The sequence below is a fragment of the Mucilaginibacter koreensis genome, from assembly GCF_054783355.1.
In genome coordinates, this window is record NZ_BAAGQS010000002.1 from 276,791 (window position 1) to 291,593 (window position 14,803).

Annotated in this window: 11 protein-coding genes and 1 tRNA gene; 3 read left to right on the forward strand and 9 right to left on the reverse strand. The window is 43.1% G+C overall.

Annotated elements, in window-relative coordinates:
• Window positions 1-88: 88 nt before the first annotated feature.
• Window positions 89-1,288 carry an MFS transporter gene (locus tag ACYVNW_RS17870; protein ID WP_460681281.1) on the reverse strand — a complete coding sequence of 400 codons (1,200 nt, stop codon included), beginning with the start codon at window positions 1,286-1,288 and terminating at the stop codon, window positions 89-91.
• A 635-nt stretch (window positions 1,289-1,923) separates the two neighbouring features.
• Here ACYVNW_RS17870 and ACYVNW_RS17875 point away from each other — a divergent pair.
• Both ACYVNW_RS17875 and ACYVNW_RS17880 read left to right on the forward strand, forming a co-directional pair.
• A tRNA-Ala gene (locus ACYVNW_RS17875) sits at window positions 1,924-1,997 on the forward strand.
• A 131-nt stretch (window positions 1,998-2,128) separates the two neighbouring features.
• Window positions 2,129-2,695 carry a chemotaxis protein CheB gene (locus ACYVNW_RS17880; protein ID WP_460681282.1) on the forward strand — a complete coding sequence of 189 codons (567 nt, stop codon included), beginning with the start codon at window positions 2,129-2,131 and terminating at the stop codon, window positions 2,693-2,695.
• Window positions 2,696-2,779: 84 nt separating this feature from the next.
• Here ACYVNW_RS17880 and ACYVNW_RS17885 read toward each other — a convergent pair whose 3' ends face one another.
• The 8 genes from ACYVNW_RS17885 to ACYVNW_RS17920 all read right to left on the reverse strand — a co-directional run bounded on the left by ACYVNW_RS17885 (window position 2,780) and on the right by ACYVNW_RS17920 (window position 12,223).
• Window positions 2,780-4,534: a HAMP domain-containing sensor histidine kinase gene (locus ACYVNW_RS17885; RefSeq protein ID WP_460681283.1), complete on the reverse strand. Its 1,755-nt coding sequence runs from the start codon at window positions 4,532-4,534 to the stop codon at window positions 2,780-2,782.
• Window positions 4,531-5,667 carry a sensor protein KdpD gene (locus ACYVNW_RS17890; RefSeq protein ID WP_460681284.1) on the reverse strand — a complete coding sequence of 379 codons (1,137 nt, stop codon included), beginning with the start codon at window positions 5,665-5,667 and terminating at the stop codon, window positions 4,531-4,533. Before ACYVNW_RS17890 ends, ACYVNW_RS17885 begins: the two co-directional genes overlap by 4 nt.
• 9 nt (window positions 5,668-5,676) lie before the next feature.
• Window positions 5,677-6,765: a porin gene (locus ACYVNW_RS17895; RefSeq protein WP_460681285.1), complete on the reverse strand. Its 1,089-nt coding sequence runs from the start codon at window positions 6,763-6,765 to the stop codon at window positions 5,677-5,679.
• Between the two features lie 20 nt (window positions 6,766-6,785).
• Window positions 6,786-7,340, reverse strand: a complete 555-nt coding sequence (locus tag ACYVNW_RS17900) for a K(+)-transporting ATPase subunit C (RefSeq protein WP_460681286.1) — start codon at window positions 7,338-7,340, stop codon at window positions 6,786-6,788.
• A 38-nt stretch (window positions 7,341-7,378) separates the two neighbouring features.
• Window positions 7,379-9,406 (reverse strand): potassium-transporting ATPase subunit KdpB, encoded by a 2,028-nt coding sequence (gene kdpB / locus ACYVNW_RS17905; protein WP_460681287.1) that lies wholly within the window; start codon window positions 9,404-9,406, stop codon window positions 7,379-7,381.
• A gap of 7 nt (window positions 9,407-9,413) precedes the next feature.
• On the reverse strand, window positions 9,414-11,132 hold the full coding sequence (gene kdpA / locus ACYVNW_RS17910; protein ID WP_460681288.1) for a potassium-transporting ATPase subunit KdpA: 1,719 nt from the start codon (window positions 11,130-11,132) through the stop codon (window positions 9,414-9,416).
• Window positions 11,133-11,144: 12 nt separating this feature from the next.
• On the reverse strand, window positions 11,145-11,222 hold the full coding sequence (gene kdpF, locus ACYVNW_RS17915) for a K(+)-transporting ATPase subunit F (RefSeq protein WP_377145610.1): 78 nt from the start codon (window positions 11,220-11,222) through the stop codon (window positions 11,145-11,147).
• Between the two features lie 347 nt (window positions 11,223-11,569).
• Window positions 11,570-12,223, reverse strand: a complete 654-nt coding sequence (locus tag ACYVNW_RS17920; RefSeq protein ID WP_460681289.1) for a metal-dependent transcriptional regulator — start codon at window positions 12,221-12,223, stop codon at window positions 11,570-11,572.
• A gap of 145 nt (window positions 12,224-12,368) precedes the next feature.
• On the opposite strand from ACYVNW_RS17920, the gene ACYVNW_RS17925 reads away from it, so the two are divergent.
• Window positions 12,369-14,801 (forward strand): TonB-dependent receptor, encoded by a 2,433-nt coding sequence (locus tag ACYVNW_RS17925; protein ID WP_460681290.1) that lies wholly within the window; start codon window positions 12,369-12,371, stop codon window positions 14,799-14,801.
• The last annotated feature ends 2 nt before the right edge of the window (window positions 14,802-14,803 follow it).

Here is a 14,803-nt window from a genome sequence, read left to right on the forward strand (position 1 = left end):
CTAATGAACTAATGAACTAATGAACTAATGAACTAATGAACTAATGAACTAATGAACTAATGAACTAATGAACTAATGAACTAATGAACTAATGAACTAATGAACTTTTCTTGCCCGAAAGCAGGTGTATTGTTAAGGCGATTAGAGAGAGTATGATTCCGATACCGCATACGCCATACCATTGATAATTGGTCCAAAGTTGAGTGGCCAAAAAGGTTCCTGCCGAACCGCCAACAAAGTAGGAAACCATATACACCGTATTGATACGGTTACGGGCCTCGGGTTGTAATGAAAAGATAAGCGCCTGGTTGGCAATATGAGTAGCTTGTACACCCATGTCCAATATAATTACACCTATTACCAGCAGGATAAGGCTTTGGCTCGAAAAGATAAAGATGACAAAGGAAAGCGGTATCAGTAATAATGTATAAATAATGAGGCGATAGCTATCCATCTTGTCGCTCAGTCGCCCAATGGCTGATGCGGCCAGTGCACCTGCTGCACCTACTAACCCGAAGGTTCCGGCTTCGGCGCTACCCATATTGAATTGAGGTTGTTTGAGTAAAAACACCAACGTAGCCCAGAAAGCACTAAAGCAGGCAAAGCACATAGCGCCCCTGAATGCAGCCAAGCGTAATACCGGTTCTGTTTTTACCAATTGAATTAATGAGGTAAACAAGGTTTTGTAATTGCCCTTGTATTCCGGCTCTATTTCGGGTAGTAACATAGAGGCCAGCAACCATAGTACACCCATCAGGCCGGCTGCTATATAAAACATGGCGCGCCAGCCCAGGTGTTCGCCTATAAACCCGCTGAGTGTGCGTGAGAGCAAAATGCCAATCAGTAATCCACTCATGACTACGCCAATCTTCTTGCCCCGTTCTTCGGGTTTCGCTAAATGTGCCACCATAGGAATTAATACTTGTGGAATAACAGAAGACAGCCCTACAAAAAAACTGGCTATAGTCAGAATTAAAATATTAGGTGCCCAAGCTGTGACCAGTAACGACGCTATGATGAAAGCAAAATCAATCAGAATAAGTCGCTTACGCTTAAACATATCAGCCAGCGGTACTATCAATAACAGTCCGGCAGCGTAACCTAACTGTGTGAACATGGCAATTTGCCCGGCCCTGGCGTTGTTTACTTTATAAGTATTTGCAATATCACTCAGTAAAGGTTGGGCATAATATATATTGGCCACTACCAAACCGGTGGTAATGGTCATTACCCATAAAATAGAAGAGGTAAGTTGTGGGGCAGCCTTAGCTGATAAATTGTTCGACATGGCTTGTAAGTATACGCCTGCAAAATTGAGCAAAGCTGTGCGATATACATTACAAGTTGTGTGTTATTTAGTTTACTGTATTTGTTAAATGAGTAGTTAACTGTTTTTTAGACACTTAAAATTGTTTTGGTATAAATTTTGTTAAAGATGGTTGAATATTTATTGTATTTGCGTTCTTTTAGATTTGAAGTGGCATTTTTAGGGTGAAATTCCTTACAAATAGTATCTAATCGCATTTTGTACAGATATATTGTATAGTTTGGGGTTAAAAGTTTGTAAGTTTTGGATTAATCTTCAAAAGATGTTTCAGTAATTAAGGTTAATTGCAAGAAATACGAAGAGGTGTAAATTAATCTGCATATTTAATTATAAGTTGAATTGTCATGATTAAGTACTTTGTAAACTTTTTTGAAAATAATTTGTATTAATTCAAAACTTAGTGTTACTTTTACACCATATTAAAAAAGACACAAGATCTCTTCTCATAATTTAGGTTTATAATTGGTTAGTAAAGGCCTCCTGCCCATCAGGAGGCTTTACTTTTTTAAAGATTTTTGCTAATCGGTTTTGGAGTTGAGAAAATGAAATAAAAGTTTGGCGGTATATAAGTTCTTTATATATTTGCCCTCCGCAACGGGGGATTAGCTCAGCTGGCTAGAGCGCTTGCATGGCATGCAAGAGGTCATCGGTTCGACTCCGATATTCTCCACTTCAAAAAGCCGCTTACATTTTTTGTAAGCGGCTTTTTTATTTCCAGTCTGTATTTGGCTGATGTATTCACTTATCTTACTCAAACTAAAGCTGCCCTTCTAAGTTTGAATAGCGTATTAATCAGCCTACATGGAATATACTTGTAACGTTATTGGTATTGGTTTATCAGCGGGCGGAATGCAGCCCCTGCTCGAAATTGTGGCTGACCTTCCTGAAAACCTTAATGCAGCTTTAGTGATCATTATGCACCTGCCTATTGATGCGCATAGCAATCTTAATATTATTCTTTCAAAGAAAACGCCTCTTGATATTGTGCCGGTAAGTACAATTGAGTACCTCGAATGCGGGAAAATTTATGTGATGGCAGAGGGTAAGGAAATGATACTAAGCAATGGTTTTCTGCAAATCAGAGACAGAAACAGTGAAGAGAAAATCAATAATACAATTAACACCTTTTTTAAATCACTGGCTATAGATGCCGGAGAGAAAGGCATGGGCATTGTTTTATCGGGCGCAGGTTATGATGGTATTGAAGGGGCTAAATTAATTGAAGATTACCATGGCTTGGTCATCGTTCAGGATCCGGACAGTGCCCAGTTCCCGCTTATGCCCGCTAATCTTATTGCTAATGATCATCCTGATTACATACTTACGCCTAATGAAATCGCAAAAAAGATTGTTGCTAAAGTTCAATAAACCTTAACACCAATCTTTTAACTGTGTGATAGACTTGGATTAAAGAAAAGCAATAAGAAGCTGCGTATTCAATTTAATAGTAAATTATCCCTTCAATACAGGCAACGAAAAACTAAAAGTGCTGCCCTCGCCTATAGCACTTTCTACCCATATTTTGCCATTTTGTGCTTCAATAAAATCTCGGGAAATAGCCAGTCCCAATCCTGAACCTGATTTATTTTGCCCATCGGTAGGGACCTGAAAGTAGCGGTCAAACAATCGTTTTTGGTATTGTTCATCAATACCCTTACCCTGATCTTTAACAGAGAAGGTAACCTGTCCGTTAATGGCCTTTGTACTGATGAATAATTTTGATTTTTCCGGACTGTAGCGTAAAGCATTAGATAAGAAGTTAACCAGTACCCAAGCCGTTTTTTCTACATCTGCATGCACTTGCGACAGGCCATGCTCTGGTATAAACTCCAGTTGCACACCTTTCTGCTCCGCTTGGAAACGTACAGGCGTAAGCGCATAATCCACAATCTGTGCCGGGTCTACATTTACAAAATTTAATTGAATGTTACCGGTTTCCACCTGTGAAAGGTCCAGTAGTTCGCTGGTAATTTTAAGCAGGCGGCTGTTGTCTTCCTGTATATGCTCAAGTAATTGCTGTTGCTCCGTGTTCAGGGTGCCCACACGTTCATCTTTTAGCAGTCTTAAGCTCATTTTAATAGAAGAAATCGGGGTTTTCAGTTCGTGCGAAATGGTGGCAATAAAGTTGGTCTTGGCCTCGTCCCGCTCCTTATATTCAGTAACATTTTTAAGAATAAACACCCGGCCGGCAGACATACCCGCAATGCGCAACGTGTCTTGCGATTGGTCTGTTAGGTTGGGAATGGTAATCTCCCGGTTTTCCAGTTGAAAATAAGCTTCTTTATGTTCTATAACAATTTTAAAGGGTTTGCCTGATGCTTTATTGGTTAAAATGTATTGAAGTAAATCGTTTCCCTGGCTCAAATCATTAATGTTTTGGCCAATGATATTGTCCCTATTTAAACTGAGCAAATTGCGGGCTACATTATTAATAAACAGCACTTCTTGCTTTTCATTTACCCCAATAATGGCATCCTGCATTTTTTCAATAATGGTTTCAATGCGCCTTTTCTCCGAAAGTGCAGTGGCCAGATTGCTGTTTTCCCATTCATTGAGTCGCAGTGCCATGTTGTTAAAAGCTTTGGCTACCTCCCCAAATTCATCATCCTGGCTAAAATTAAGGCGCTGACTATAGTTTTTATGGCTGATTTCTTGTATACCTTCTAAAAGCGCACGCAGCGGGCCTGCTACTACGTCCGGAAAGTTCACGCTAAAGCTAAAAAGTACCAGGAAGGTGAAAGTACCTGTTAAGCCCAGCAACAGGGTAGCCCGGTTTACGGCTGCATGTGCGCGGTCGTTTTTGCGTACAATGGCCTGCATATTCAGGGTTTCAATCTGGCGAAGGTGCTTACGCATTTGCCGTTCTGTTTGGGCCAGGGTGGTTACGTTGGTACTCTGCGCCATGCGGTTGAAAGCAACACGTAACTGTTGGGTAGCTTGTTTTTCGCCGGGCTCTGTAATGTTTTGTTCCTGCCTGTTCAGTTGCTGATTGAACTCATTGGTGCTTGCGGCGCTGAGTGGGAGGACATTTTCATCCAATACCGTGCGCATATCCTTGGTGAAATTCAAAGTTTCATAGTTGTTTTTCAGAATAACTTTGGCGCTTTTTGAAATTTCCTGGATATAAAACAGCGACAAACCGCCGTAAAACAGAATAACCACAAACAGAAAGCCGAAGCCTAAGCGAAGTTTATGTTTTATTTTCATGAGAGTATAACTAAATCGGTTTCGGTAGCTGCCATACTTTTTAGCAGCTGGTTAAATACGGTTGTTTTTACGATGACCTGAAACAGGCTCAGGTGTGGTTTGCCGATGCAAATGGTAGTAATTTCGCGCTCGCGGGTTACCTGCATAATGGTTTGTGTTATCTGGTTGCTTCTCAATCGCAGCACTTCGGCTCCAAGCTCGGTAGCCAGTTTCAGGTTGTTAATCAGAAAGCGCTGCTTGTCCAACCTGATGCGGTCACTGCTTTCTTCGCCGGTTTGCACATACAATACAATCCAGGGCGAACGGTAGTAAGAAGCCAGCCGGGCCGTTTTACGGATAACAATTTTAGCCGTTTCTGCATTGGATGAAATGCAAGCCAGAAAGCGCTCAGGGCGCAGTTTTACCTGCTTAGGCACCTCCACATCAATTTTTCGTTCTAAATGATGAGCTACTTCTTTCAGAGCCAATTCACGCAACTGCAAAATCTTTTCACTCCTGAAAAAGTTTTGCAGGGCCAAAGCTACTTTACTTTTATCGTATATTTTACCCTCGTTCAGGCGCTCAATCAACTCATCGGCCGTTAGGTCGATGTTTACAATTTCATCAGCCTGCTGGAGTATTTTATCGGGTATGCGCTCGGTGATAGCTATACCGGTAATGTTTTCTACTTCTTCATTCAGGCTTTCCAGGTGCTGTATATTTACAGCGGTAATAACACTGATGCCGGCTTCCAGCAAATCAAATACGTCCTGCCAGCGCTTGTCATTCTTGCTGCCTTCAATATTGGTGTGTGCCAACTCATCCACAATTACTACTTCGGGGTGCCGGTTCAGTATAGCTTGTAAATCCATCTCGTCCAACTCTTTTCCTTTATAAAAAGTTGTTCGCCTTGGTATAACAGGCAGACCCGCCAGCAGGGCATGCGTTTCGGCCCGGTAATGAGTCTCAATATAGCCTATTTGTATATCAATACCATTTTTAAGCAGGGCGTGGGCTTCCTGCAACATCCGGTAAGTTTTGCCCACACCTGCACTCATGCCAATATATACCTTCAGCTTTCCGCGCCTGGACTTTTTTACCAGTTCCAAAAAGCTTTTTACTGATGGATCTTTATGTTCCTGTTCTGCCGGCATCACCATGTGTTAAAACGAAACGGCAAATGCTGCAGTAATTACCGGGTTGGTACCTACATAGCTGCCATTTTTTAGAAAGATATCGTCTTTACTGTCATATATTTTGCCTTCCAGTCTTATGAGGGCATTGCTCATCGGTGCATAATCTAAGTTAACAGAGTAGCCGGTAGTTTTAAAGCCATTAGGTGTACCGGTAGCAATGATAACCCCATGCTGATCGCGATAGTATTCTGCCCTTGCAGCAGCAGCCCACTTGTCAGCCAATTGATACCGAACTACTGCCACGGGTGCAATAATATGATAGTACCCGTTGCTGTTATGGTCTTTTTGCTGTATGCCATAGTCAAACCCGGCAGTTAAACCCAGCGCTTTGGTAAGCTGGAAAATACCATAAAAGTTGTTATAGAAACGGCGTACGCCTACTGAATCTGCACCTTCTGAGCCTAAATAATTGCTATAATTCAAAGTGATTTTTGACGATGGTGTATAATACAATTCAATGCCTCCGGCGGGTTTGTTACTTCCATCGGGTCGGTAAATGCGCTGCCAGCCATTGAGGTATAGGGCAGTTAATATCCATCTGTTATCGGCTGTGGTATAAGTTAGCTTTGCCCCTGTTTCGTAATAAGGGGTGTTGTCTGATGCAATGTTGCGGGTTAAAGTCCAGCAGTTTTTGCCGATAGCACTTTCATAGCCAATGTGCGAGGCGAATATACCGGCATCCAGCCACAGGTTAGCAGTTTTGCTCAGTTTTATACCGGCATTGGCTTCAAATATATTTTTTAACACACCAGGTTCTGCAGCCAGGTTAGCATTGGCATACGAACCCGCCATAAGGGCCAGATTGGCCCTTAAGTTGCCATTGTCATACGCGGCTTTGATAAATCCCAGGTTCAGGTTTACTTCGTTGTGGCGATTGTAAGCATATATAAATGATGGCCGGTTATGGTCGGCTGGCTTGTTAAAATCAAAACCGTAGTAAATTTCCGCGTAGCCGCTAATAGTAAGCGGACTGTGTGTTTTAGTAGTGTCCTGTGCATTTGCCATAACTGTACTTAGTGCAGCAATGGCAGTAGCTATGATGAATTTAAATTTCATGTTGGAGTAAATGAAGATAGTTATTTCAGGTGTTCGAGTGCCAGGTTAAGTTTGAGTACATTTACTTTAACCGGGCCAAACATAGGTTTTTCGGTATGCTGAGCCACTAAGTTGGCTACCATATTAGGGTTAAGGTGACGGTTTTGGGCCACACGGTTAATTTGTATTTGAGCGCCCTGGGCAGAAATATCAGGATCCAAACCGCTGCCTGATGCAGTAACCATATCTGCAGGAATTTCGCTGCGTTTGAGGTTAGGGTGATATTTCAATAAAGTATCAATCCGGTTGTTCACCTCTTTTAGATAATCAGCATTGCTGGGGCCTTTGTTGGAGCCTGCAGAACCGGCAGCATTATAACCCACCGCTGATGGGCGGCCCCAGAAATATTGAGGCTGATCAAACTTTTGACCAATGTTGGCATAACCTACCGTTTTGCCGTTTGCAGTTATAGTTTCGCCGTTTCCACCCCCGGTTGAAAATTTACCCAGGCCGGTAATCAGCAGCGGGTAAGCAACACACAACATTAAAGTGAGCACTAAAGTGAGCCTGATGGCAGGCATGATGTACGATTTCATATCGAAAAGTATTTTAATCTGAATGATTTTGATTTTTACTATACCAGCAGGCCTACTACCAAGTCAATTAGCTTGATGCCAATAAAAGGTGCAATTATACCGCCTAACCCATACAGCAGCAAGTTTCGGCGTAACAGGGCGCTGGCACCAATAGGCTTGTATTCCACGCCTTTTAATGCCAGCGGAATCAGCATCGGAATAATGATAGCATTAAAGATGACAGCCGACAGAATAGCCGACTCCGGGCTGTGTAGCCGCATGATATTCAAGCTTTGCAGAGCCGGGATAGAGGCAATAAATAAGGCCGGTACAATGGCAAAATACTTGGCCACGTCATTGGCAATAGAGAAGGTAGTCAACGTGCCACGGGTAATTAATAACTGTTTGCCGATTTCTACAATTTCAATCAGTTTAGTCGGGTCATTATCCAAATCCACCATATTGCCGGCTTCTTTGGCGGCTTGGGTGCCGCTGTTCATGGCTACGCCTACATCGGCCTGGGCCAGGGCAGGGGCATCGTTGGTGCCGTCGCCCATCATGGCAACCAATTTACCTTGTGTTTGCTCATGTTTAATGTAATTCATTTTATCTTCGGGCTTGGCTTCAGCAATAAAGTCATCTACCCCGGCCTTTTGGGCAATGTATTTAGCCGTAAGCGGATTATCGCCGGTTACCATCACCGTTTTTACACCCATTTTGCGCAGGCGCTCAAATCGTTCAGATATGCCGGGTTTGATGATGTCCTGTAACTCCACCACACCCAATACCTGTTCGTTTTGCGATACCACCAGCGGCGTACCACCATTAGATGAGATCGCCTTAACACGCTCTTCTACTTCTGTTGGAAAAGTATGCCCGGCATTTTTGGCAATATTACGAATGGCATCGGTAGCACCTTTCCTGATGCGGATACCATCAGGCGTATTGATACCGCTGGAACGTGTTTCAGCGGTAAACTTTACAAATTCCGCACCTGCTGGTGTAGCAGGTATTTTGTAGTTGGCACTTGCCAGTTCTATAATGGATTTACCTTCGGGTGTCTCATCAGCCAATGAAGACAGTACCGCAGCCATAACCAGGTTACCGGCATCTACATTGGGTGCAGGCCAAAACTGGGTAGCCTTGCGATTACCTATGGTAATGGTACCTGTTTTATCCAATAACAATACATCAATATCGCCCGCAGTTTCAACAGCCTTACCCGATTTGGTAATTACGTTGGCACGCAATGCCCTGTCCATACCAGCAATACCAATGGCAGATAGCAGTCCGCCTATGGTAGTAGGAATGAGGCAAACGAACAGTGAAATTAAAGCTGCAATAGTAATGGGTGTATTGGCATAATCAGCAAAGGGCTTTAGCGTAACGCATACAATAATAAAAATGATAGTAAAGCTGGCCAGTAAAATGGTAAGCGCAATTTCATTTGGTGTTTTTTGGCGTGAGGCACCTTCTACAAGTGCAATCATTTTGTCCAGAAAGCTTTCGCCGGGCTGGGTAGTTACCTCTACCGTGATCTTATCTGATAACACTTTAGTGCCACCGGTAACTGATGATTTATCGCCGCCTGCTTCACGTATCACCGGGGCAGATTCACCGGTAATAGCCGACTCATCAATAGTGGCAATGCCTTGTATAATCTCACCATCGGTTGGGATCGTATCGCCGGGTTCGCAGATGAACACATCGCCTTTGCGCAAATCGCTTGATGATTTGGTGCTGATGGTACCATCGGCTGCCAGTACTTTAGCCGGTGTTTCTTCGCGGGTTTTGCGCAGGCTGTCGGCTTGTGCCTTACCGCGTGCTTCGGCAATCGCTTCTGCAAAGTTGGCAAATAACACTGTAAGCAGCAGAATAACGAAAATGCCCAGGTTATAGGCAAATGAACCCTGCCCCTGGTGGGTTAAGCTGTAGATGGTAACATACAACATAACTACGGTACCAATCTCCACAGTAAACATTACCGGGTTGCGTACCATTACGCGCGGGTCAAGTTTTATAAAAGACTCCTTTAATGCGGTTTGCACTAAAGCAGGTTCAAATAATTTATTGGATTGAGTTTTCACGATGCAATTATTTAATCATAGAAAAATATTCGGCCAGCGGGCCCAGTGCCAGGGCAGGGAAGTAAGAAAGGGCGTTAAGTACCAGTATTACAGCCAGGGTCATGAAACCGAAAGTCAGGGTATCGGTACGCAATGTGCCGGCCGATTCAGGTATATACTTCTTTTTGGCGAGCAGTCCGGCAATGGCTACAGGGCCAATGATGGGCAGGAAGCGACCCAAAATGAGCACAAAGCCGGTAGTTACATTCCAAAAGATATTGTTATCACCCAAGCCTTCAAAACCGGAGCCGTTATTAGCGTTGGCCGAAGTCATCTCATACAACATTTCTGAAAAGCCATGAAAGCCGGGGTTGTTAAGCCAAGCTGATGGTTTAACTGCCCAGTTGGCATTGCCATGTGCTGTGAAAACATAGCTGGCCAGGGCGGTGCCCGCCATAATCAGAAAGGGGCTGAGCAGGGTAATCAGCGCCGCAATTTTTACTTCGCGGGCTTCCACCTTATGACCTAAAAATTCAGGGGTACGGCCTACCATCAAGCCAGAAATAAATACCGCAATAATGAGGTAGATAAAGTAATTGAGTATTCCTACACCGCAACCCCCGAAAAAGCCGTTAATCATCATACCCAGTAATTGCCATGCACCGGTAAGCGGCATAGTGCTATCGTGCATTCCGTTAACTGAGCCGGTTGACACAATGGTGGTCAGTGTGCTCCAGTAGCCTGTAGCCATCGGGCCAATGCGTACCTCTTTACCTTCCATGGCACCGGTAGCTTGGCTGATACCCATTTTGGCAATAGCCGGATTGCCGCCCAACTCGCTGCTAATGGTCGGAATCATGAGCATCAACATACCCACCATCATCATGCTGAATATTACCCACCCTAATTTTTTACGGCGGATAAAGTAACCGAAAGCTATAATCATGGCCATAGGAATAATCATTTGTGCAACGATCTCTACCATGTTAGTTACGTAGCTCGGGTTTTCGAGCGGGTGAGTTGAGTTGGCACCGAACCAACCTCCACCGTTAGTTCCCAGGTGCTTTATAGCAATCATTTGCGCTGCAGGCCCACGTGATACATTTACAGTATCGCCCTGTATCGATATAAACTGGTCTTTACCGGCATAGCTGCTTGGTATGCCATTAAAAGTGAGAATCAAAGCCATCACGATTGACAAAGGCAACAGCAGGCGGGTGATTGATTTGATAAAGAAATCCCAAAAATTACCGATATTATCAGTGGTTTTATCCCTGAAAGCTTTAAATAAACCTACCGCAGCAGCAATGCCGGTTGCAGCGCTGGTAAACATCAAAAACATGACGATAAATTGCTGAGTGAGGTAAGTAAGGCCGCTTTCGCCGGAGTAATGTTGCAAATTACAATTGACCACAAAGCTGATAATGGTATTGAAAGCCAAGTCTGGTGTCATACCCGGGTTACCGTCGGGGTTGAGTGGAAGTTTATCCTGAAAAATAAGTACGAAGAAACCATAAACCAGCCAGAGCACATTGATGGTAAGCATGGCTTTTAAAAACTGCTTCCAATTCATCGGCTCATTATTGTTAATGCCGGATAATTTGAAAATGCCGTTTTCGAGCGGCTTCATAAAGTCGGTCCACACGCGCTCACCAGCAAACATTTTGGCCAGGTAATTACCCAGCGGAATGGCAATGAGCAGTGTAATCAGGAACGAGGCAAGTATGCCTAAAAGTTCAGTGTTCATTTCAATAGTGAATTAGAATTTTTCTGGTTTGAGCAGTACATACACCATGTAGATGAATACCGCGATGGAAATAATGAATAATGCAATCATGGGGAATCAGATTTTTTCGAACCAGTCAACAGATTTAAAAATCACCCAGCAGCAAATGAGCAGTGCCAGGACTAAAAGAAGTGTGAGCATAGTGTGTAAATTTTAACCGCTTGTGGCAAAGGAGGTGCCTTTATTAAGGGGTAGATGGTAATTTATTGTGAATCAGTATTTTATTTACTGATATAATAAATTTAAAACAGGTTATAAAAAACAAACCCTTCCAAAATGGAAGGGTTTGTTTTTCAAAAGGGGAGAATAAGCTTAGAAAATGGTTAATATATTTCTACTGAACTTCATTGCAAGGAACGAAGCAATGAAGCTTTACCAAAAGCTGTATCTTTTTACTTTTAATTAATCAGAATACTTTCACTAAACTTTTGCGAAACGGTGATTTCTGTCTGATTATCAATGCTAATGACTAAGGAGTGGTCGAAAGAAATCTTTTCGAGCACCTGCAGCTTGGTACCAATGCTGATGTTAAGTTTCTTCAGGTATTGCAAAAACTCAGAGCCGGTATCCTTTACGGCAGCCACACGGCAAATGGCACCAATTTTAGATTCTGCCAAAGTAACCGAATGGATAGCCGGCATCTTACCGTTAGCTTTCGGAATAGGATCGCCATGCGGATCGTATTCGGGGAAGCCCAGAAATTTATCCAGCCGGTCGGCCAGGGTGGCATCGCTGATGTGCTCCAGGTCTTCTGCAATGTTATGGATCTCATCCCAACTGTACCCCAGCTTTTCTAACAGGAAAACCTCCCAAAGGCGATGTTTGCGCACAATCAATGTTGCATCGCGCAGGCCGGTTGCAGTAAGTTTTACGCCCTTGCGTTTGTCATATTCAATCAGCTGCTTATCTGTCAGCTTTTTGATCATGTCCACAACCGAAGCGGGATTATTACCCAGCATTTCGGCAACTGCCGTGGGCGTAATTTTTTCGCCCGCACGCTGTGCAAGCCGATAAATGGCTTTGAGGTAGTTTTCTTCGGTAAGCGTATGCATCCGGTTATAATTTTTAATGAAACAAACATAAATAAAAATTGTCCCTTTATTTCAAAATTAGGTTAGTCTAATTTTAATAATTAGAATTGTTGATAATTAATAATATGTTTGCTGTAATATGGAAGGATATATCTACTTGTTGCTTATGCTTTTATTAGTTAATAGTGCCAAGGCGCAAACGCATTTAATAACAGGGACTGTTAAAAATATTGAAACCGGTCAGCCCGTGCTGCATGGAAGCATATGCATAATACCGACGGGCGCAGGAGCAAAAATTAGTGTCGACGGAAGATTTAGTTTAGCCGGCCCTGCACAGGTGTCAGGTTTAGCTTTGCGAGTTTCTTGTGTGGGTTATCAAACCGATACTGTGCAGTTACAGGCCGGGCAACATCTATATCATATTTTATTAAAGCCAATAAGCGCTAATCTCAATGAAGTGGTAGTCACCGGTGTATCTCGGGCTACGCAGGTGCGTGAAAATCCCATTCCTATAGTAGGGGTATCAACCAAAAAGATTGAGCAAAGCAGCCAGAATAATTTGATTGATGTGCTGGTAAAAAGTGTACCAGGACTGAATGCCGTGAAAACCGGGCCTAATATATCAAAGCCGTTCATTCGTGGATTAGGTTATAACCGGGTGCTTACCTTATATGACGGCATCAGGCAGGAGGATCAGCAATGGGGCGATGAGCACGGGCTGGAAGTAGACGCCTATAACATCAGCAGGGCTGAAGTTGTAAAGGGGCCATCAAGTTTAATTTATGGCTCAGATGCGCTGGCTGGCGTTGTTGGGCTCATCCCTGCCATGTCGACAGAACGGGACAGCACCATACACGGCAAATACTTTACTGAATATCAGTCCAATAATCAGCTTATAGGTAATGGCCTGCGTTTAACTTATGGAACTGCGCACTGGCTTTATATCATTAGGGGTTCTTACCGTTTGGCAAAAAACTACAGTAACCCTACAGATGGACGGGTATATAATACCGGCTTTAGGGAAACGAATGCTTCGGCTACTGTAAAGTATACTACGGATAAAGGTTATTCCTCTTTAAATTTTACATTATACGATAACCAGCAGGGTATACCGGATGGCAGCCGTGATTCATTGTCGCGCAGGTTTACTTATCAAGTAAACGAGGGTGATGCCGATGATGTAAAAAAGCGGCCTGTAGTTACTGATGCCATGCTGAATACTTACCAACTAACTCCGTTGGTACAGCACATACAGCATTATTGTTTGTATACCAAAAATCATTACCAATTGGGTAAGGGTGATATTGATGCATTACTTGCATTTCAGCAAAACATCAGGCGGGAGTATAATCACCCTACTCAGCCAGACCAGGCCGGTATGTATGTGCGGTTGAATACCATTAATTATGGTCTTAACTACAATGCACCTGTACTTGCTAACACCGAACTGTCTTTTGGGGTAAACGGCATGTATCAAAACAATAAAAGTTTAGATGCAACTGATTTTCCAATACCGGATTATCAATCATTTGATGCCGGTTTATATGGCTTTGCCAAATGGAAATACCAGTACTTAACCGTGAGCGGCGGCTTACGCTATGATACGCGCTCTTTGCATGGCAGTGATTTTTATACCAATATTGATCCTTCTAACGGTTTTAGCAGGAGGGTAACTGGTGACAAGATACCAGGTGCTTATTTACAGTTCCCGGCTTTTCATCAAACGTTTAACGGCTTGTCGTTAAGCTTGGGAGCCACTTATGCGTTGAACGGGCAAATCAGTGTGAAAGCCAACATTGCACGCGGTTACCGGGCGCCCAGTATCACCGAATATGCTTCCAACGGTTTAGATCCCGGTGCTCACATTATTTATTTAGGGAACCGTGGCTTTAAACCGGAATTTTCCTTACAACAGGATTTAGGGCTGGATGTAACTCTTACTGATTTTTCTTTTACCCTGAGCTTGTTCAATAACAACTTATCAAATTTTATTTACCTCGCCCAATTGGTTGATGGTGCAGGTAACTCCATCAGCAATGCACAAGGCAATAAAACTTATCAGTACCAGCAAGCCAAAGCGCAGCTGTATGGTTTGGAAACCACGTTTAGTTTGCACCCCCAAGCATGGAAAGGATTTGCTTTTGACAACGCGCTTTCACTCACTTATGGTTTTAACCGAAGCCAAGCATTTCAACATGCTGGTTTGCAAGGCGAATATTTACCACTGATTCCGCCCCTGCATGTATTGAGCAGCTTGAACCAAGAAGTAAAGTTGAAGTCGGCTATTTTTAAATCTATTAACTTTAAAGCTGAAGCTGATATCAACGCCGCCCAAAACCGTTACCTGGCGTCAAATAATACAGAAACCTACACGCACGGCTATACGCTTTTTGATATGGGTGCAGGCGCTGAAATACAATACAGTAAAAAGTGTGCCTTGCAGGTACAATTGCAAATCAATAACTTGTTTAATACGGTCTATCAGTCGCACCTTAACCGGTTAAAATATTTTGAATATTACGCCGCTTCTTCTGGCGGTCGAACAGGAATTTACAATATGGGAAGGAATATTTGTGTAAAGGTAGTAGTGCCGTTTTAATG